Source organism: Vibrio lentus (assembly GCF_030409755.1).
Taxonomy (GTDB): Bacteria; Pseudomonadota; Gammaproteobacteria; order Enterobacterales; family Vibrionaceae; genus Vibrio; species Vibrio lentus.
Genome location: NZ_JAUFQE010000002.1, coordinates 523,829 through 541,435 on the forward strand (window position 1 = coordinate 523,829; position 17,607 = coordinate 541,435).

Genomic DNA, 17,607 nt, shown 5'->3' on the forward strand with positions numbered 1-17,607 from the left:
GGCGCCATGCTTGTGGTGCTAATAAGGGTGAAATATGAAATTCCTACACACAATGATCCGAGTTACTGATTTAGACAAGTCTATCGAGTTCTACACCAAGGTATTGGGAATGAAGGAACTTGAACGCCATGAAAACAAAGACTACCGCTACACATTAGTTTTTGTTGGCTACGAACAAGGCGGCACGACTATCGAGCTAACGTACAACTGGGATACTAATGAGTATGAGATGGGCAGCGCGTTTGGTCATCTGGCATTGGGTGTGGAAGATATTTACGCAGCATGCGACAAGATCAAATCGCTAGGTGGTAATGTGACTCGTGAAGCGGGGCCAGTAAAAGGTGGCTCAACGCACATCGCATTTATCACTGACCCAGACGGCTACCAAATCGAACTGATTCAACTAGGTTAATCGAGGAAATCATTATGACAAACGCACTATTTCAACCAATTCAACTTGGTAACATTGAGCTTAAAAACCGTATTGTTATGCCTCCGATGACGCGCTCACGTGCGACGCAACCTGGTAATTCAGCAAACGACATGATGGCGGCTTACTACGCTCAGCGCGCTTCGGCAGGTTTGATCATTGCTGAAGGCACACAAATTTCACCTATGGGTCAAGGTTATGCTTGGACTCCGGGTATCTATTCTGATGAGCAGATCGCGGGTTGGAAAAAAGTCACGGATGCAGTGCATGAGAAAGAGGGCGTTATCTTCGCTCAACTTTGGCATGTAGGCCGTGTCACGCACCCAGACAACATTGGTGGTGAACAACCAATTTCGTCTTCTGCACTTAAAGCAGAGAATGTAAAAGTATTCATTGATAACGGTACAGATGAACCGGGTTTTGTTGATGTGGTTGAACCTCGTGAGATGACCAAAGAAGACATCAAACAAGTGGTTGAACAGTATCGCCAAGCGGCTTTGAACGCGATTGAAGCGGGCTTTGATGGCATCGAACTTCACGCCGCGAATGGTTACTTAATCAACCAATTCATCGATTCTGAAGCAAACAACCGTACCGATGAATACGGTGGTTCAACTGAAAACCGCCTGCGTTTCTTGGGTGAAGTAGTTGAAGCTATGGTTGAAGCGATTGGTGCGGACCGTGTTGGTGTTCGTCTTGCTCCGTTTACTTCGCTAAATGGCACGGTTGACGCAACGCCTGTTGAAACTTACACAGCTGCGGCAGCACTACTTAACCTATACAAAATTGTTTACCTGCACATTGCAGAAGTCGATTGGGACGATGCACCTGAAACGCCAAAAGCATTTAAAGCGGCAGTTCGTGAAGCTTACGATGGTGTCCTTATTTATGCGGGTAAATACGATAGCGAGCGTGGCGAAAAAGCCGTTGCTGAAGGCGTAACTGACATGGTTGGTTTTGGTCGTCCATTCGTTGCTAACCCAGATTTACCTGCTCGTATTCAAAATGGTTACCCACTTGCAGCCCACGATCCAAATACATTGTTCGGTGGGGCTGAAAAAGGTTTAACGGATTACCCAGAATACGCAGGCTAAAAACAGCTGCCTGAAGCAGAGTATTGAGATAGTATCTTGATCCTGTTGAATGTTTATAAAAAGCAACCTTGCAGAGTCGGGTTGCTTTTTTTGTTATTGGACCAAGTTAAATGATGAATGTGAAAGCGATGCGCGGAGAGCTTTACCTTCTATTTGCCACCCTGCTAGCTGGGGTTGGATGGATTGCATCTAAGCTGGTGGTATTGGAAATGCCGGGACCAGTGTTCATTGGTGTGCGGTTTTTAGTGGCGAGTCTTATTCTTCTGCCGTTTTGTATTCATCATATTCGTAAGCTTTCGTTTAAGCAGATCTTGTCTCTTTGCGGCGTGGGTTTGCTGCTGTCTGCCTCACTGCAAGTCTGGGTGTATGCAGTGTCGGTGACCGAGAGCTTGTCTGAAGGGGCATTCATCATGAGCCTCGCCATGATCATTGCGCCGTTTGTTTCTTGGATTATCTTCCGAGTGAAACCGAATCGTGCATTTTGGATGTCTTTTCCTATCGCGATTATCGGTATGTTACTGCTTACTCTGACTAATGGTTGGCATGTAGAACCGAGTCAGATTTATTTCTTATTGGCATCAATGACGCTTTCTGTTCACTTTGTGATGAACAAGCGTGTGATGAGTAATATCAAGCCTATTGCTTCGATTTGTGTACAGCTTTTTGTTGTAGGAATCAGTGGACTGGCATTTGCGTCGATGACAACTCAACCCGATTTTGAAATAACCAAGACCTTAGTCTTCTGGTTTATTGTTTCAGCGGTTATCGCGACGTCGATACGTTACTTGCTACAAACTGTGGGCCAGCATTCTGTGAACATGGAAGTGGCGGCATTGATCATGATTCTTGAGCCAGTGTGGACATTGTTATTGAGTGTCAGCGTGTTGGGTGAAACAGTTGAGATGCAAAAGTTGCTAGGTGGAGCGGTGATTATTGGTTCGCTATTTTGTTATATCAAATGGTCGAGACGAAAATAAAACACTCGGCGCAAGGCCGAGTATTGGTTGTTGGTTAGTGCATGTTTAAAACTCATTAAGCATGCACTAGCAATAAGATCCGGTCACAGTAAGATCAGATCGCTGCGACCATCTTTTGAAGTAGCTTGATCATCATCTGCTGTTCTTCAGCGTCCAACTCATTCATCAATTCTTTGTTTAAACGAATAGGGATTGGAACGAGTTGTTCTTCGAGTGCTTTCCCTTTTTCCGTTAAGTAGATTCTGAAAGAACGACGACTGTTTGGATCGGCTCTGCGTTCAACCAACTCAAGCTTTTCTAACTTGTCTAATGTTCGAGTCGTTGTCGAATTCTCGACTTTGGACTTCGCTGCGATGTCGCGCTGCGTAATGCCTTCTTCTTCCCACAAGCACATCAAGGTTGGCCAAAGGGCAAGGCTCAAACCGTGTTGTTTGAGTTCTACATCAAAATCTTTGCTCGCTTTGTTGGCGACCACATTGATCATCCACCCAAAGCTATTTTGTCTATCAAATTCTTGAGACATCCGTCAGTACCTAATTCTTACGATGACATTACAACTATTGTCATCGTAACTAATACCGATGCAATTAGCACCAACAACGCTTTTCTATTTGATGAAAAAGCTAATTGACTGCCATTTTCAAAATGATCTGTTAGCGATGGTTGATTTTGTTTGCCTGTGAACATAGCTAAAACCAAGGGCTTTGAGCGTAGTTTGTACACAAGGATCGCCAGCAAATGCAAAACGACAAATGCGACCAACATACGTGCCGCGATAGCATGAGCCGTACCCAAGATATCAAATACAGTGTCGGTGATGATCACATCAGAGTAGGGCAAGTTGTCAAAGAAACCAGCAATCACAAGCCCTGTTATACATTGGACAAACAGAGTCGTGATCATTCCTATCACCATCCACGCACCTAACGGATTGTGTCCCGGCTTGGGTTGAGTTTTGCCGCGCAAGTAACGCCAAGCTGACTTCGGGGAGCTAATGAATTGAGAAAAACGACTGGTATCACTACCAATCATTCCCCAGACCAAGCGCCACAGAATCAAACTAAACAGCGCGAGCCCTAAATAAATGTGTGGGCCATTGCCGCTAAAACCAGATACAGCAAGGCCAATAAACAGAGCTGCTTGCAGCCAGTGATAGAGTCGAGTCGGTAGATCCCAGATTTTCATCGTTCAATTTCCTGCTTGTCGTTTTACAAAGCGACATTAATTTACACAACAACAGTTGCGCGCGCAACTGTTGTTGTGTAAATTAAATGCATCTCATCGATTACGATTGAAAACTCAACAAATCAACCGACCAATAAACAGGAAAGACACTATGAAAAAACTGACTATCGCTTTACTTATCTCCGTGCCGGTGATGGCTATTGCCGCAACGGAAGCTGTGAACAATCGCCAGCAGGCTTTTAGTTCAATTGAAAAGCTCAATAAACAAGTGTCTTCAGAATTAGGGAACCGAAATACAGATTGGAAGAAGGTTGAGGAGTTAAGTGGGAGTTTGGTTGAGCACGGAGTTGTACTGAGTAATAGTTTTGCTGAGAGTGACACGGGCGGTAAAGCAAAAGAAGCGGTGTGGAGTAAGCCGGAGAAATTCAATCAGCTGATGCTACAGATGAACCAAGGTTTTACGGAGTTGCAACAAGCGAGTATTGAGCAGGACCTTAGCAAGGCTGAACGTGGTTTAGATGCGGCCAATAACACATGCCGAGCGTGTCATCGTACTTATCGTTCGCGTTGGTAAGTCACTTTAAGGGGCTTAAAAACAACAAAGCCTGTGCGAATCGCGACAGGCTTGATGCTGTAAATACGTAAATAAACAAGAGCTAGGCTTAAGTCCGGTTAAACTATATGTTCTCACCCAAACTAAAATACGCCAGCACTTCATCTTCGTTGTTGTAGGTGAAGTCCATACGTACATTGATACGTTCTTGGCGCATTAATCGATAGCGCAATCCGAGGCCAACCATGGTCAGAAGGTCGCCATCATCAAAGCTATGATAAGGGTCTTTCGGGTTGAGCCTTTCGCCAAACACTTTACCGACACCCGTTAAACCGACCACGGCGACGTTGTTTAGAAAATTAATTGATGAGCCAGAAATCGAGTAGCGGTATTCCATCTCAAGGTTGGTCATGTGTGAAGCGATGTGATCACCCGCGACGAAACCACGTTGAACGTTTCGTCCTTGTCGACCATAGGTACTGTAGGCACTGCTAGGGGCATTCTCGGCATCAAGTAGGTAACGCGTGACCCATCGGCTTGCGATGATGTGATTGTCGTTGTGCGTCAAGCTGTAGAAAAAACGGTAGTCAGAAAACAGCGAAGAGTAAGTCGCATCTTCATCATTACCTAACCAAGCGCCATGATCTTCATAAGTCAGCTCAAACAAGAAGCCGTGGTACGGATAGTAGTAATGCTCCCTTTCATCCCATAGGAATGAAAGTTTTGCTCCCATGTCCGCTTCATATTCTTCATTAAACCCTGTGAACTTAAGTAAAAGATCATCGCGAGGCGTGTCCCCTAGATAACGAGCGGTAGAGTAATTTAACCCTGTGCCCAGATAGATGTTGTCGTAGATCTTAAAATAAAAATCACCATCGAAAGCGTATTCTTGATGGTTGGTATCGACAAGATCAACCAGCGTGATGTTGGTGCTAGAGAAACCCATTTCACCAGTGAACCGTAAGGAATCACCGTTTAATAAAAGGTCTGCATTACCTTTTATGTAGTAGCTGTCGTTTTGGGTATAAGTCAGGGTTGCCGATAAGGTTGATGCGTTCTTGGTTTCACCATCTGCGTAAAAGTTGTAGATAGGAACAACCGAAATCCCAGTATCGACACTTGGATCGTAGAAGGGGATAGCAATGACACGAAATTGGTCATCCAGTTCAGGTTCTTGTGACTCTCGCGTATCAACTTCAAAAGCTGAACTGGAGAAACTGGCAACAGTCGAAAGAAAGGCTGTTGTCAAAAAAGAGTGTCGAGTCATGTAGGGTGTTACGTCCAATGTAGAGAGAATCGCATTCAACTTTCATCGTCGGCGAGCGACGATAATAACACGTCACGAATACTGATTAATAGCAGAGGAACGGTAGGTATTGGAAATATACCGTACAAGAATAAGTGCAATTGATAACATGGGCATTAAAAATGGTGAGAAGGGTTCTCACCATTTGAGGTTGGTTTTTGGTGCCCGATTGTGGCTTAGTTGTTAATAGTGACTTTCGAGATCACGATATCTTCGCAAGGCACATCTTCGTGTCCCCAGCGAGTAGTGGTTGGTGCAAGCGCAATCTTGTTGACCACGTCCATGCCTGCCGATACTTTGCCAAACACTGCGTAACCCCAACCTGCGTTGCTGGTCGCGGTATGATCAAGGAAATCATTGTCGTCAAGGTTGATAAAGAACTGCGCCGTTGCTGAGTGTGGTGCGTCTGTACGAGCCATTGCCACTGAGCCAATCACGTTCTTTAGTCCACGATTTGCTTCATTGACGATAGGTGCGTGTGTTGGCTTCTCTGTCATGTCGATAGTGTGTCCACCACCTTGAATCATAAAGCCTTCAATCACACGGTGAAACGTGGTGCCTTCATAGAAGCCTTCTTGGCAGTATTTAAGGAAGTTTTTTGAACTTACTGGCGCTTTCTCAAGGTTAAGTTCAATTTCGATGTCGCCAAAGTTAGTGGTCAGAATAATCATAAAGGTGCCCAATGTTCGAGTACTAATATTTTGAGTACTACAGAGTAGTGGATGACGTAATAGGGTGCAGTATATGAGAAATAACGGTGGATGCCAGTGAACAGTGATTTTGACGTGTATTCAGGGCGATCTGAATGACCTTCGAGCGTGCCATCGCGCGTTTACTTCGCTCGTATAGACAAGAAAGCCAGCGATCAGGTCGCTGGCTTTTGAGGTTTTAAAGACTATCGCTTTTGATTAAAGCGTTAGAAGGTAATTCACCAGCTGGTTGTACTCTTCGTAGCTCTTGATTTGATCCGGTTTTACGATGTATTTGTTGTTAACTAATACGCCCGGAACGCCAGTTAATGTGCTCGCATCAAATTGCTTATCAAAACGCTTCTGCATTGAGTTAACTGCGAAACCGTTGTAGGCCGCATCAAACTTCTTCGCATCGACACCGTTATCAATGAAGATCTGGCGCAGTTCCGCTTCGTTTCTTGGAGTCTGTTGCTTCTCGTGAATTTTGGCGAACATTGCTGGAACCATATTGTCTTCAGCGTCGAGTGCAATCATGGTCGCGTAAGCTTTTGCCATAGGCACAGCCATGTCGTTGCCCATAAACGCTACGTGCACTTTTTGAAAGCTTGCTGATTCTGGTAGATCTTGTTTAAGGTACTCAATGACGCCTTCAAATTTGTAGCAATGAGGGCAGTAAAACGAGAAGAACTCGGTAACGACTGGTTTATCTGCTTTCGCTACGTCGAGGATCTTGTAGTGAGTACCTTCTTCAAACTGAGCGGCATTAATTGAAGCGCTCATGATCAGAGCTGCGAATAGGCTAAATAGCTTTTTCATGTGTTTATTTCCTAAATTTGGATGTCATTGTTTACAGCGATATAGCTGTATTAGTAATACGTTGGCAAGCGTTGCCAAACAGGGACAAACAATTAAGAAATCGGAGGGCGGTAAGGGGCTTGTGGCGACATGATCGCCTTGTGTGAAGGCTCTTTCTCGATTAAAGCCAATGAACCAATTTGGGTATCAAAAGATTCTGACACAATCAACGGTGGCATTTTAAGTAAGCATACAGAGCCACAGCAGTGGTGTTCTACATTGGGTTGCGCGCTGGAATATGGGAATGAGTCACTGGTGTCGAATGAGGAATCGGTGTTCTGCGATAAGGTTGATAGATTTTGAGTTGCCTGCATAGCATTGGCGTTCGCGATACTGTCCACACTGATGGTGGCCACTAACATAGCGAATAGCATAAAAGCATGTACCCAAATTTTGCTTATCAACTTTGGCATGAAATATTGGTCTTTGTGTCCGAACTAAGGTTGGTATGAATCACATTCTGCAACCGCTAAACAAGAAAGCGTGAAACGAGCGCATGATACATCACTCGTTTACGCATCTCTAATTAAACCCAACAAAACTTAGCCGAGCTCAACTTTTATTACGCTTGGTACTGTTTAAGGAACATCTCGACGCTGGAATTAATGATAATTTGCTTGTGCTGCTTATCAGGAGAGGGGGCGTGGCCAATGATCTGTGGCCAAAATGCAAAAGATTTCAGCAGGGCGATAAACTGAGTGGATGCGAACAATGGGTCGAGTTCAACCAAACGACCATCAGCCAATGCCGCTTTTATCCATGTTGTCAGGCCGCTTTCAGCTTGAGAATATTTTTCCATCGCTTGATGCGCGAGTTCTGCGTTATGAAAATATTCAGAGAACAGTACGCGAGATAAGTCGATGAAACCTTCAGACTCGAGAAGCTCAAGCTCTTGGTTGGCTATAGAGGTAAGTTGTTCATCTAGCGGTTGTTCGGCTTGATAGGGGAACTGAGTCGCTGCGAGTGTTTTGCTCCAAATGCTGTCTAAGATTTCATCCAGTAGCAGTTCTTTACTCGCAAAGTGATTGTAAACCGTGCGTTTAGATACTTCTGCTCGGCTAGAGATTTTATCCATGCTGGTGGCTTTATAGCCATGCTCGGTAAACTCTGCGATAGCAGCAGTCACGATAGATTCGCGTTTTCTTTGGCTCAGTGTTTTTTTTACAGTCATTTGGGTGCTACTCAACATTTTAGTTCGCATTGCATACGTCAATTTTACACCACTAGGTTTACTTTTAGAACAGCAATTCATTCGCTTGCAAGGCACCGATTTGTTTACTTGAAGTTTGGTGGCTTGTCATTGGGAATGGTTGATAGTGACTGAATCACTTTGCAATGCGCTATGGGTGTCATAGAATCGAAGGCGTATTAAATTTTATTGATATCTACGGAAGAGAATTAATAGTCAATGAGTAGTATTTTAGAGTGTATTCGTACTGTTGGACGAGGGGAAAGAGGGCGTAAGCCTTTATCGTTCGAACAAGCCTATCGCATCATGGATGAGTATTTAAGCGGTGAGGTCGGAGACGACCAAATGGCTATGCTACTGATGTTAATTCGTGTGCAGAATGAAACCAATGAAGAGATTGCAGGTTTTGTAAAAGCATTCCAATCTCGCGTTCCTGACCTAGGTGCAGATATTGATTGGCCGTGTTATGCAGGTAAGCGTAACGATACTGCTAGCGGCAAACCTTGGAACTTGCTGGCGGCAAAAATACTGGCAGACGATGGCTACAAAATTCTGATGCACGGTTATATGGATAAGCCAAGTGGTCGCACACACGCAGAGACTCACTTGCATCTTGTTGGTGTTCGCAGTGCTGCTGACCCACAGGACGCAAAGCAGATCTTAGAAGCGGATGGCATTGCTTACTTACCTTTAGCGAACTTCGCCCCTGAAGCTCAAACCATGATTGGTTGGAAACATCGCTATGGTCTGCGTACTCCAATTAACACAGTGGTTCGCGCATTAAACCCTGGCGGTGGACGTTTAGGCTTGCGTGGCAGCTTTCACCCTGGATTCCCACAGCTTCATGCAGAAGTTGAGCATGTGATTGGCAATAAATCCCACTCGGTGATTTCATTTAAAGGCATGAATGGCGAGTCGGAATATAATCCAAAGGTAAGCCAAACGGTTTGGATGAGTTCTCCTGAGAAGGTGGAGTCTTTCTATTGGGAAGGAACCATGAACACAGAACTGTCGATTCCTCGAGAGTGTGTATTGGGTACTCCGGAAGATGAGATGGAACTGATGGCAAACAGTGTCGTGGATAGCATGACCGCTATTTTATTTGCAGAAACGCACGATAAAGCCGAAGCCTATGCAAAAGCATTGCGTCTTTGGGAGGCGTATTGTGCTCGCTAATCGATAGTCTTGCTATTGAGAGAAGGTCAGCGATTGCTGGCCTTTTTTATGCTTGGTTTCTAGCTAAGGTCTTTTCGTGAATGCCCAAACAATAGCTCTACTTCACTCGCATCAAGCGATGCATTTTGTCTTCGAACTGAATCTCAATCACTTGTGAGATTTTCATCTTCTCAACGCGTTCAAGCATCGCAGCTTGATACGCTCGTTTCTTCATCCACTCTAATGGTTCTTTGAAGCCGTCTTCGTTGATCACAAACGATTGATCGGTGATTGAGTCTTCGAAAATATGCACGACCCATATACGAGACTGAAAATCTAATAGCTCGCTAAAGGAGGCTTTTATCTTACATAAGCAGTGAGATAGATAGGTTTGAGGTGAACGAAGCGAAGTCATAGTGGGCCGTTTGGATAAGAGTAAAGTGGGTAACTCAAGTCGGTAACCTTGGCTACTCGACGTTACTTGAGTTACCACTCAATAACTGTTCTTAAAATACGGTATTCATGTGTCGTTGACAATACTCCACAACCTTGTCGAAGGTGGGATGAGTGATGAGTCTGCTATTTAACGAATAATCCGAAGTCGATCTCTTGTTTTCTTTGGTATTTTACCAGTTTCACTTTCAAATTGTATTTTGACGCCAGATCAATGGCTAAGCTAGACATTCGCTTTATTTCGTCAGCGCAACAAGAGATCAGTGGTTTTTCTTCATTATCGATTGTTGCAACCAAAGTGTTTTCGGTTCCGTCTGTTCCTGAATAGATGTACGCGTACATGCTCTCGTCGTGTTGCATAAAAAGGCCTGATTGTAACTTTTGAATTATTTATTCGGTGAAGGTTACAGGATTGGTTCATTCAAGCTAGTACCCTTAAGTAAGGCTTTGTAAGGGCTCTTTTTTTCTTTTTTTTGACTCATAAAAACACGCTCGAGCCTTTCCCTGTCTCGTTTTTGGGCTATGTAAGGTTTTACCTATCAATAAAATTGTTGAAATCCATTTAGTAAAATCAAGATTTTAGACAACAATTAAGTTAACGAGATAGAAAAGAACTATCGAAAGTATTTAGGGAGAACGCAATGCATTCAATAAAAGTGAAAGACTACATGACGCAGCAGGTTGTGACATTCACTCCTGATATGCCGTTAAGCCTAGCGTTAGATCGAGTGATGAAGAGTCATCATATGGGTGGCCCAGTTATCGATGAAACAGAACAAGTGATTGGATTTTTATCTGAGCAGGATCTATTAGAGAAACTGGTTAAGGTGAGCTATTTCTGTCAGGACACACACATTGTAGGTGACTGTATGTACCAAGAGGTACTGTCCGTGTCCCCTGAGCTATCCATTATTGAATTGGCTGACATGATGCAAGTGGGTAAACCGAAAGCTTACCCGGTTATCGATAATAAAAAGCTGGTTGGGATCATCACTCGAACCGATGTTTTAAGAGCCATCGGCAAGAACCTAGATGAATGTTTCAAACATCCTGTATAGTAGTAATCAAAACGATTATTTTTCTCAACACCAATAATTGACAAAAGGCGCACTAGCGCCTTTTTTCTGTATATAGCTTTTCTGGGTAGGTTCGCTTTGTAGACCCGCTTTTTTAGATCGACTTTTGTCGTTCTCAAGTTTATAGAGCTTTAGCGTGTGGTGTTTCAGCTTTTGGAGGTTTCATGTCAAATCAAACTGCAAAGTTTGTAGAAGGTTCAACGATGCGCCACATATTGGTGATGTCGGGAGCTGGCTCTGTCGGTTTGATGGCGTTGTTCGTCGTCGATTTACTCGACATGCTGTTTATCAGTATGCTCGGTCAAGTCGAGTTGGCAGCAGCCGTGGGCTTTGCTGGTACGTTAACCTTCTTCTCAACCTCAGTTTCGATAGGTACCTCCATCGCAATGGGTGCGTTAGTTTCCAAAGCGATTGGCTCCAAAAATAGAGACCACGCCAGAAATTTAAGCACCAGTATAATGCTGACCGCATTTGTGATTAGCTCAACGGTTACTGCGATCATGTTTGCACACATCCCTGAGTTATTGGCCGCGATTGGAGCAAAAGGTGTGGCAGCCGAACGCGCTCAGGCCTATCTACAAATCTTGTTACCGAGTGGTCCATTTTTGGCGTTAGCCATGGCTGCGGGCGCGGGTTTGAGAGCTGCAGGGGATGCTAAGCGTTCGATGTGGGCAACCTTGTCTGGCGGTATTGTTAATGCAATCTTAGACCCCCTGTTTATTTTTGGTTTTGGTTGGAACATCGAAGGTGCAGCCATCGCATCTGTTATTGCTCGTTTCTCAGTTCTTTTGTTCTCGCTTTATCCTTTGATACGTAGCCATCAGCTGGTGGCACCGCCCTCGATGGTACAGTGGCGTCTTAATATTCGTCCTATTCTTGCCATTGCCATCCCTGCGATTATTACTAATACCGCCACGCCTATTGGCAATGCGATTGTGACGACGGGTATTGCGCAATATGGCGAAGATTTCGTTGCTGGTTTCGCGGTTATTGGTCGTCTGACTCCGGTGTGTTTCGCGGTGATATTTGCGCTTTCTGGCGCTGTTGGGCCAATCATAGGGCAGAACTTTGGGGCTGATCGAGTCGACAGAGTGAAAGAGACGCTCAATAACTCATTGTTGGTAACTACGGTTTATACCATTGCTGTCTGTATTCTTTTGTACTTTGTTCAAGACTACATTATTCAAGGTTTCAGCTTGCAAGGTGATGCGGCTATTATCGTTGCAGCTTTCTGTACCTATGTTGCTTTGACCTTCACATTTAATGGCGCACTGTTTGTTGCGAATACGTCGTTTAATAACTTAGGTAAACCGCTTTACTCTACTGCTTTAAATTTAGGAAAGGCAACACTTGGGACATTGCCTTTCGTTTATTTAGGGTCTCAGTGGTACGGCGCTCTGGGCGTATTGTATGGGCAAGCCTTGGGTAATGTTGTATTTGGTCTGCTTGGTATTTTGGTACTTCGTTATCATGTTGCTGAACTTATGACGGGATCTCAAACCGACCCAGTCGAAGACGATGTATCAATTGTTAGCTTAAACACCCAACCTTTCTGTTCGCATGATGCAGTCCTGATTGATGATGTATCAGCGAATAGAGAAGAGGCTGCTGAGTGTAAGACGCAATAACAACCACAACTTTAGAACATCAATGGCTTTCGATAAAAAAGCGAACAGATTGAAAACTTCTTCTTGACCTTGGAGTTACCTCCAAGGTTTATACTCATGTGGAATTTAAGGTTTGTTTGCTCATTCTACTGGCAGCAACCTTAAGGCTTTTTGAGTATTAAGGAGATACATTATGTGCGCAAAACATGCAGCGTGCCGCTCAACAAAAGTGGACGTTCAACCACAAGCGGCTGGAGCGACCTGTTCTAGCCCTAAAATCACCAGTATTACAGCTGCAGGCTCTTCATCAGCATGCTGCAGTTCTACGACGGCTTCTGCCTCAGCAGATGATTGTTGTGGTTCAGACAGTGGAGAAGAAGACCGGCTGGCCTCAACTGAGTCTCTTAACGCCCAATTTTCCAAAAGTTGGCTGGTCTCGGGAATGGACTGCCCAGCTTGTGCTCGAAAAATAGAAAAAGCGGTCAGTAACATCGACGGTGTTATTGAAGCTAAAGTTTTATTCGCTACCGAAAAGCTTGTTGTTAAATTCGATAGTGAAAACCTTGCTGAAACGATCGAACAAGTCTCTATCAAAACAGGCTTCCCATTGACGGAAGTGGGTTCCAAGAAACAAAAACAAGAACCAGAGACCTTTTGGCAAGCTCATATTCAACCTAATTGGCAAATTATAGCGATTGCAGTTTCTATGTTGATCGCCGCCTTACTCAAAGGTTCACAGCCTCAACTGAGCGAAGGGCTATTCGTCGCTACCTGTTTGTTGGGCCTGTATCCTGTTGCCAAAAAAGCGGTTTTACTTGCCCGTTCAGGGACGCCTTTTGCGATAGAAACACTGATGAGTGTTGCTGCTCTTGGCGCTTTATATCTTGGTGAAACCGCAGAAGCTGCGATGGTTTTATTGTTGTTCTTGATCGGTGAACGCTTAGAAGCTTTTGCCTCATCAAGAGCAAGAAGTGGTGTTCAAGCCTTAATGGCCCTCGTCCCTGAGAATGCGACCAAAATTATTAACGGCGAACGTGTCGAAGTGGAAGTTAGCGATCTTGTTCCTGGCGATGTCATTGAAGTTGCAGCAGGTTCTCGTTTGCCGGCTGATGGCCAGTTGATCACCGATTCCGCAAGTTTTGATGAGAGTGCTTTAACGGGAGAATCTATCCCAGTTGAGCATGTCGAAGGGAACAACATCATGGCTGGTGCTGTGGTGGTCGATAAAGTCGTGCGTATTACGATTACTTCAAAGCAGGGTGAGAATGCGATTGACCGTATTCTACACCTGATAGAAGAAGCTGAATCCCGCAAGGCACCACTGGAGCGCTTCTTAGATAAATTCAGCCGCTGGTACACACCATTAATGATGGTTGTCGCGCTGTTGGTGATCATCACGCCGCCACTGTTGTTTGCTCAACCTTGGGAAACGTGGGTTTATCGTGGTCTAGCCTTGTTATTGATTGCTTGTCCTTGTGCACTGGTTATCTCTACGCCAGCAGCAATTACGTCTGGTTTGGCAGCAGCCGCAAAACGCGGTGCGCTGATCAAAGGCGGAGCGGCACTAGAACAGCTTGGTAAAATTCAAACTATTGCTTTTGATAAAACGGGCACATTGACTGAAGGTAAGCCTCAGGTTACCGATATCCAATCACTATCGGGTTGGCAGCAAGACGCAATGTTACGTGTAGTGGGGGCGATTGAAGTTGGCTCTACTCATCCATTGGCGCAATCGTTAGTTGCCAAGGTCAAAGAGCTGAATATTGAGATCCCAGAATCTCAAAATAAAAAGGCGTTGATCGGCAGTGGTGTTGAAGGCGATGTGGATGGTGTTAAATACCAAGTTCTCGCACCGTCTAAAGTCACGTTTGACCTTGCTTCTGAAGTGGTGGCAATAGTTGAAGCCCTCGAAGGCGAAGGTAAGACGGTTGTTCTTGCTCTAGAGGTTAAACATCAAGAAGAGCTTCAAGAGCAAGAGACTAAAGTGATTGGTCTGATTGCTTGGCAAGATACCTTGCGTAGTGACGCGAAGATTGCGATTGAGCGACTGAACGAACTGGGCATTCAATCTATCATGCTTACTGGTGATAACCCGCGCAGTGCGGCAGCGATCAGCAGCAAGATTGGTATGCAATACAAAGCGAGCCTGCTTCCAAGTGACAAGGTGTCTTATGTTGAAGAGTTATCTCAACAGTCACACGTTGCTATGGTCGGCGATGGTATCAATGACGCGCCAGCGATGAAAACCGCTAACGTAGGTATTGCGATGGGCGGTGGTACGGATGTGGCGTTGGAAACGGCTGACTCAGCACTGACTCATAACCGCTTAACGGAACTCCCTGCGATGATTGAACTGTCGCAAGCGACCATGAATAATATCCGTCAAAACGTAGCGCTTGCACTCGGTTTGAAAGGTGTGTTCTTGGTGACAAGCTTACTGGGTATTACCGGTTTGTGGGTTGCGGTGTTAGCCGATAGTGGTGCGACGGCATTGGTCACATTGAACGCACTGCGTTTGCTTCGATTTAAATCTAAAGCGGATTAAGCACTTCTAGTTAATATCCAGTATTTTGATGCAAATAAACGCCTTTAGCCTTAATAAGCTAAAGGCGTTTTTTGTCTCATTAGTATGCAACGTAGGCGTATGGATTGCTTATTTTTGTGATGCCAATCGGTTTTTCGTGAAACTTGAAATCTTGTTGCGATCATTGGTGTGACGTGCGTCACTTCATTTTATAATGAGCTTGGTTAGAGTGTGTTCGTACCCCACGAATTTACTATGAGCTTAAATAAGGGTAAAAAGCCCAATAAGCCAAAAGGAGCGAACTATGTCTCAAGCTGTTTTCCATTTAGGTGTTACTGAAGCAGATCTTAACGGTGCTACTCTTGCGATCATCCCTGGTGATCCTGCTCGTGTACAAAAAATTGCAGAAGAGATGGAGAATCCAGTATTTCTTGCTAGCCATCGTGAATACACGCTTTACCGCGCAGAACTAGACGGCAAGCCAGTTGTTGTATGTTCAACAGGTATCGGTGGTCCATCAACGTCTATCGCTGTAGAAGAGCTAGCTCAACTGGGTGTTCGCACTTTCCTTCGTGTTGGTACTACTGGTGCTATCCAACCACATGTAAACGTGGGTGACATGATCGTTTCTACTGGTTCTGTTCGTCTAGATGGTGCAAGCCTACACTTTGCTCCTATGGAGTTCCCAGCAGTGGCTGACTTTGAAGTTGCAACAGCAATGAAAGCGGCAGTTGACGAATCAGGCGCAACAGTTCACATGGGCGTAACGGCATCAAGCGATACGTTCTACCCAGGTCAAGAGCGTTACGATACGTTCTCTGGTCGCGTTGTTAAGCGTTTCCAAGGTTCTATGCAAGAATGGCAAGACATGGGCGTTCTAAACTTCGAAATGGAATCTGCAACACTGCTAACTATGTGTGCAAGTTCTGGTCTGAAAGCGGGTTGTGTTGCTGGTGTTATCATCAACCGTACTCAAAAAGAGACGCCTGATCACGAAACACTAAAAGTAACAGAAGCTCGTTCAATTAAAGTGGTTGTAGAAGCTGCTCGTAAGATGCTTTAAGTTGTAAAAATACTTTTAGTCTTAAAGTTGTTTTAAGTCTGTTTCCAAGATTTAAAAATGGCCGTATCGAATGATGCGGCCATTTTTTATGGGGTAAAGAAACTAAAAGCATAGATAGTTGAAAGATGACAATAGAGCGAAACAGATAAAGGGTTGGATAACAAAAAAGGCGAGTGACTTAATCGTCATTCGCCTTTTTAGATTCACTTAAGAGCGTTGAGCTCTCCAGGTCTATTGGTTTTTAGCACTCTAAATCTTCATCACCACCGGCTGCGGTAAACCATGCCGTTAGGTGTGTTTTCAGATCCTTCAATTCATCAGGGCCAATCAACGCAAGGCCAAGGTCTTCTGCTCGTGTGATGTCATTATGACGAAGAGGACGGAAGCTAACCAGCATGGCGCGTGCTTGTAGGCCACCCAGTAGGTCTCTAAGCGATTCCAGCTTGTACAAGGTATCATCACCATCATCACGCATGCCTTTGGTCTTACATTCGATGATGTGCAGCTTATTGTTCACTACTGATGCCACATCAAGCTCATTACGAACCTCACGCTCACCCAGTTGGCGGTAAACTTGAACATTCAAAGAACGGTCTTGAATGGTTGGCATATCATCTTGGATTTGCTTCACCGTGCTGTGAACTAAGGTCTCAAGCCATTCGCCGTTTGAGAAGCGTCGTGCGTCTTCATTGGCAAAGGTCAGAATACCGTTGTCGTAAGTCGCAATCTTAGCTTCAACCAAATCACTCAGCAGCATGTTTAGCTCACGATAGCCTTGTTGCTTCTCAGACAGCCCTACATCCAGTCTCTGTTCTTTACGGCAGGTTGTTGCAAGGTAGTTCAACGTTGCGAGGCCTGGGCCTAACTCTAACGCGTTACTTGCCCAACGTTCGCCCAGTTCATACAGTTTTTGGTCGAGTTGAGGAGACAGTTGAACATCGCTGAATTCACCACGAGCACCAAACACAGTTAGGTAGTCATCGATGGTAATACGGTCTTGTACTTGCGCGTCTTCTTTGCCACTTGGATATAACCAACACAGTTTGTCGCTGTTCGGTTCCACCACGAAGATTGGCCAATGGTAAGTGCGGAACACTTCGTACACAGATAGTAGGCGGTGACGTAAACCACAACTTGCGTTGAGCTTTACTTCTTGGCCTCGTGCTTTGAGGTCTTCGGCAAGGGTTTGAATGGATTCTTTAATCACAGACGTGTTTACGATGGTTGGAATTTCGAAAAACTCACTCGTAATGTCGCGCTTTTGTAAAACGCTGTCCAAGCGTTGGTAAATACTGACTTGATTCTTGTCGCCGATAAACACGATATGAGTGCTGATCGTTCGGTTATCTAGTAGGGGGGTGAGCAAGCGAATGGGGTCTTGATCGATGATGCCAACATGAACAGCCATATAAATTCCTTAATAGCGGCTCGCTCATAAAGGTGAAAGA

General features: G+C 44.8%; 19 protein-coding genes. 9 read left to right on the forward strand and 10 right to left on the reverse strand.

Annotated elements, in window-relative coordinates:
* Window positions 1-34 precede the first annotated feature (34 nt).
* The 3 genes from gloA to QWZ07_RS10785 all read left to right on the forward strand — a co-directional run bounded on the left by gloA (window position 35) and on the right by QWZ07_RS10785 (window position 2,501).
* Window positions 35-412 (forward strand): lactoylglutathione lyase, encoded by a 378-nt coding sequence (gloA, locus tag QWZ07_RS10775; RefSeq protein ID WP_017084654.1) that lies wholly within the window; start codon window positions 35-37, stop codon window positions 410-412.
* Between the two features lie 14 nt (window positions 413-426).
* Window positions 427-1,524: an alkene reductase gene (locus QWZ07_RS10780; RefSeq protein WP_076671327.1), complete on the forward strand. Its 1,098-nt coding sequence runs from the start codon at window positions 427-429 to the stop codon at window positions 1,522-1,524.
* A 110-nt stretch (window positions 1,525-1,634) separates the two neighbouring features.
* Window positions 1,635-2,501: a DMT family transporter gene (locus QWZ07_RS10785; protein WP_192852691.1), complete on the forward strand. Its 867-nt coding sequence runs from the start codon at window positions 1,635-1,637 to the stop codon at window positions 2,499-2,501.
* 94 nt (window positions 2,502-2,595) lie between these two features.
* Here QWZ07_RS10785 and QWZ07_RS10790 read toward each other — a convergent pair whose 3' ends face one another.
* Both QWZ07_RS10790 and QWZ07_RS10795 read right to left on the reverse strand, forming a co-directional pair.
* A complete protein-coding gene (locus QWZ07_RS10790; RefSeq protein WP_192852692.1) occupies window positions 2,596-3,024 on the reverse strand; it encodes a MarR family winged helix-turn-helix transcriptional regulator in 429 nt (142 codons plus the stop codon).
* Window positions 3,025-3,041: 17 nt separating this feature from the next.
* Complete coding sequence (locus tag QWZ07_RS10795) at window positions 3,042-3,686, reverse strand: cytochrome b/b6 domain-containing protein (protein WP_192852693.1); 645 nt, start codon at window positions 3,684-3,686, stop codon at window positions 3,042-3,044.
* Window positions 3,687-3,837: 151 nt separating this feature from the next.
* On the opposite strand from QWZ07_RS10795, the gene QWZ07_RS10800 reads away from it, so the two are divergent.
* Window positions 3,838-4,260 (forward strand): c-type cytochrome, encoded by a 423-nt coding sequence (locus QWZ07_RS10800; protein WP_192852694.1) that lies wholly within the window; start codon window positions 3,838-3,840, stop codon window positions 4,258-4,260.
* Between the two features lie 103 nt (window positions 4,261-4,363).
* Here QWZ07_RS10800 and QWZ07_RS10805 read toward each other — a convergent pair whose 3' ends face one another.
* The 5 genes from QWZ07_RS10805 to QWZ07_RS10825 all read right to left on the reverse strand — a co-directional run bounded on the left by QWZ07_RS10805 (window position 4,364) and on the right by QWZ07_RS10825 (window position 8,263).
* Window positions 4,364-5,506 carry a BamA/TamA family outer membrane protein gene (locus QWZ07_RS10805; protein WP_192852695.1) on the reverse strand — a complete coding sequence of 381 codons (1,143 nt, stop codon included), beginning with the start codon at window positions 5,504-5,506 and terminating at the stop codon, window positions 4,364-4,366.
* A 215-nt stretch (window positions 5,507-5,721) separates the two neighbouring features.
* Window positions 5,722-6,216: a peptidylprolyl isomerase gene (locus QWZ07_RS10810; RefSeq protein ID WP_102339529.1), complete on the reverse strand. Its 495-nt coding sequence runs from the start codon at window positions 6,214-6,216 to the stop codon at window positions 5,722-5,724.
* Between the two features lie 237 nt (window positions 6,217-6,453).
* Window positions 6,454-7,053, reverse strand: a complete 600-nt coding sequence (locus QWZ07_RS10815; protein ID WP_192852696.1) for a thiol:disulfide interchange protein DsbA/DsbL — start codon at window positions 7,051-7,053, stop codon at window positions 6,454-6,456.
* A 92-nt stretch (window positions 7,054-7,145) separates the two neighbouring features.
* Entirely contained in the window at window positions 7,146-7,505 is a 360-nt protein-coding gene (locus QWZ07_RS10820; RefSeq protein WP_102278338.1) for a hypothetical protein, read from the reverse strand.
* Window positions 7,506-7,654: 149 nt separating this feature from the next.
* On the reverse strand, window positions 7,655-8,263 hold the full coding sequence (locus tag QWZ07_RS10825; protein WP_017109964.1) for a TetR/AcrR family transcriptional regulator: 609 nt from the start codon (window positions 8,261-8,263) through the stop codon (window positions 7,655-7,657).
* Between the two features lie 237 nt (window positions 8,264-8,500).
* Here QWZ07_RS10825 and QWZ07_RS10830 point away from each other — a divergent pair, with 237 nt between their 5' ends.
* A complete protein-coding gene (locus QWZ07_RS10830) occupies window positions 8,501-9,457 on the forward strand; it encodes a glycosyl transferase family protein (RefSeq protein WP_192852697.1) in 957 nt (318 codons plus the stop codon).
* 97 nt (window positions 9,458-9,554) lie between these two features.
* On the opposite strand, the gene QWZ07_RS10835 is transcribed toward QWZ07_RS10830, so the two are convergent.
* Both QWZ07_RS10835 and QWZ07_RS10840 read right to left on the reverse strand, forming a co-directional pair.
* Window positions 9,555-9,851: a hypothetical protein gene (locus QWZ07_RS10835; RefSeq protein ID WP_065103866.1), complete on the reverse strand. Its 297-nt coding sequence runs from the start codon at window positions 9,849-9,851 to the stop codon at window positions 9,555-9,557.
* A 164-nt stretch (window positions 9,852-10,015) separates the two neighbouring features.
* Window positions 10,016-10,249, reverse strand: a complete 234-nt coding sequence (locus QWZ07_RS10840; RefSeq protein ID WP_102352592.1) for a hypothetical protein — start codon at window positions 10,247-10,249, stop codon at window positions 10,016-10,018.
* Window positions 10,250-10,530: 281 nt separating this feature from the next.
* Here QWZ07_RS10840 and QWZ07_RS10845 point away from each other — a divergent pair, with 281 nt between their 5' ends.
* From QWZ07_RS10845 to udp, 4 genes are all read left to right on the forward strand, one after another.
* Window positions 10,531-10,947: a CBS domain-containing protein gene (locus QWZ07_RS10845; protein WP_017107624.1), complete on the forward strand. Its 417-nt coding sequence runs from the start codon at window positions 10,531-10,533 to the stop codon at window positions 10,945-10,947.
* A 182-nt stretch (window positions 10,948-11,129) separates the two neighbouring features.
* Window positions 11,130-12,593: an MATE family efflux transporter gene (locus QWZ07_RS10850; RefSeq protein WP_192852698.1), complete on the forward strand. Its 1,464-nt coding sequence runs from the start codon at window positions 11,130-11,132 to the stop codon at window positions 12,591-12,593.
* Window positions 12,594-12,765: 172 nt separating this feature from the next.
* Window positions 12,766-15,117, forward strand: coding sequence for a zinc/cadmium/mercury/lead-transporting ATPase (locus tag QWZ07_RS10855; RefSeq protein WP_192852699.1), 2,352 nt, complete (start codon window positions 12,766-12,768; stop codon window positions 15,115-15,117).
* Between the two features lie 283 nt (window positions 15,118-15,400).
* Window positions 15,401-16,159 carry a uridine phosphorylase gene (gene udp / locus QWZ07_RS10860; RefSeq protein WP_004736272.1) on the forward strand — a complete coding sequence of 253 codons (759 nt, stop codon included), beginning with the start codon at window positions 15,401-15,403 and terminating at the stop codon, window positions 16,157-16,159.
* Between the two features lie 241 nt (window positions 16,160-16,400).
* Here udp and QWZ07_RS10865 read toward each other — a convergent pair whose 3' ends face one another.
* Complete coding sequence (locus QWZ07_RS10865) at window positions 16,401-17,567, reverse strand: DUF1887 family protein (RefSeq protein ID WP_102310777.1); 1,167 nt, start codon at window positions 17,565-17,567, stop codon at window positions 16,401-16,403.
* Window positions 17,568-17,607: the final 40 nt, after the last annotated feature.

Coding starts and splice junctions, on each gene's coding strand:
- gloA (WP_017084654.1), top strand. CDS start 35: ATGAAATTCCTACACACAATGATCCGAGTTACTGATTTAGACAAGTCT.
- QWZ07_RS10780 (WP_076671327.1), top strand. CDS start 427: ATGACAAACGCACTATTTCAACCAATTCAACTTGGTAACATTGAGCTT.
- QWZ07_RS10785 (WP_192852691.1), top strand. CDS start 1,635: ATGATGAATGTGAAAGCGATGCGCGGAGAGCTTTACCTTCTATTTGCC.
- QWZ07_RS10790 (WP_192852692.1), bottom strand. CDS start 3,024: ATGTCTCAAGAATTTGATAGACAAAATAGCTTTGGGTGGATGATCAAT.
- QWZ07_RS10795 (WP_192852693.1), bottom strand. CDS start 3,686: ATGAAAATCTGGGATCTACCGACTCGACTCTATCACTGGCTGCAAGCA.
- QWZ07_RS10800 (WP_192852694.1), top strand. CDS start 3,838: ATGAAAAAACTGACTATCGCTTTACTTATCTCCGTGCCGGTGATGGCT.
- QWZ07_RS10805 (WP_192852695.1), bottom strand. CDS start 5,506: ATGACTCGACACTCTTTTTTGACAACAGCCTTTCTTTCGACTGTTGCC.
- QWZ07_RS10810 (WP_102339529.1), bottom strand. CDS start 6,216: ATGATTATTCTGACCACTAACTTTGGCGACATCGAAATTGAACTTAAC.
- QWZ07_RS10815 (WP_192852696.1), bottom strand. CDS start 7,053: ATGAAAAAGCTATTTAGCCTATTCGCAGCTCTGATCATGAGCGCTTCA.
- QWZ07_RS10820 (WP_102278338.1), bottom strand. CDS start 7,505: ATGCCAAAGTTGATAAGCAAAATTTGGGTACATGCTTTTATGCTATTC.
- QWZ07_RS10825 (WP_017109964.1), bottom strand. CDS start 8,263: ATGACTGTAAAAAAAACACTGAGCCAAAGAAAACGCGAATCTATCGTG.
- QWZ07_RS10830 (WP_192852697.1), top strand. CDS start 8,501: ATGAGTAGTATTTTAGAGTGTATTCGTACTGTTGGACGAGGGGAAAGA.
- QWZ07_RS10835 (WP_065103866.1), bottom strand. CDS start 9,851: ATGACTTCGCTTCGTTCACCTCAAACCTATCTATCTCACTGCTTATGT.
- QWZ07_RS10840 (WP_102352592.1), bottom strand. CDS start 10,249: ATGCAACACGACGAGAGCATGTACGCGTACATCTATTCAGGAACAGAC.
- QWZ07_RS10845 (WP_017107624.1), top strand. CDS start 10,531: ATGCATTCAATAAAAGTGAAAGACTACATGACGCAGCAGGTTGTGACA.
- QWZ07_RS10850 (WP_192852698.1), top strand. CDS start 11,130: ATGTCAAATCAAACTGCAAAGTTTGTAGAAGGTTCAACGATGCGCCAC.
- QWZ07_RS10855 (WP_192852699.1), top strand. CDS start 12,766: ATGTGCGCAAAACATGCAGCGTGCCGCTCAACAAAAGTGGACGTTCAA.
- udp (WP_004736272.1), top strand. CDS start 15,401: ATGTCTCAAGCTGTTTTCCATTTAGGTGTTACTGAAGCAGATCTTAAC.
- QWZ07_RS10865 (WP_102310777.1), bottom strand. CDS start 17,567: ATGGCTGTTCATGTTGGCATCATCGATCAAGACCCCATTCGCTTGCTC.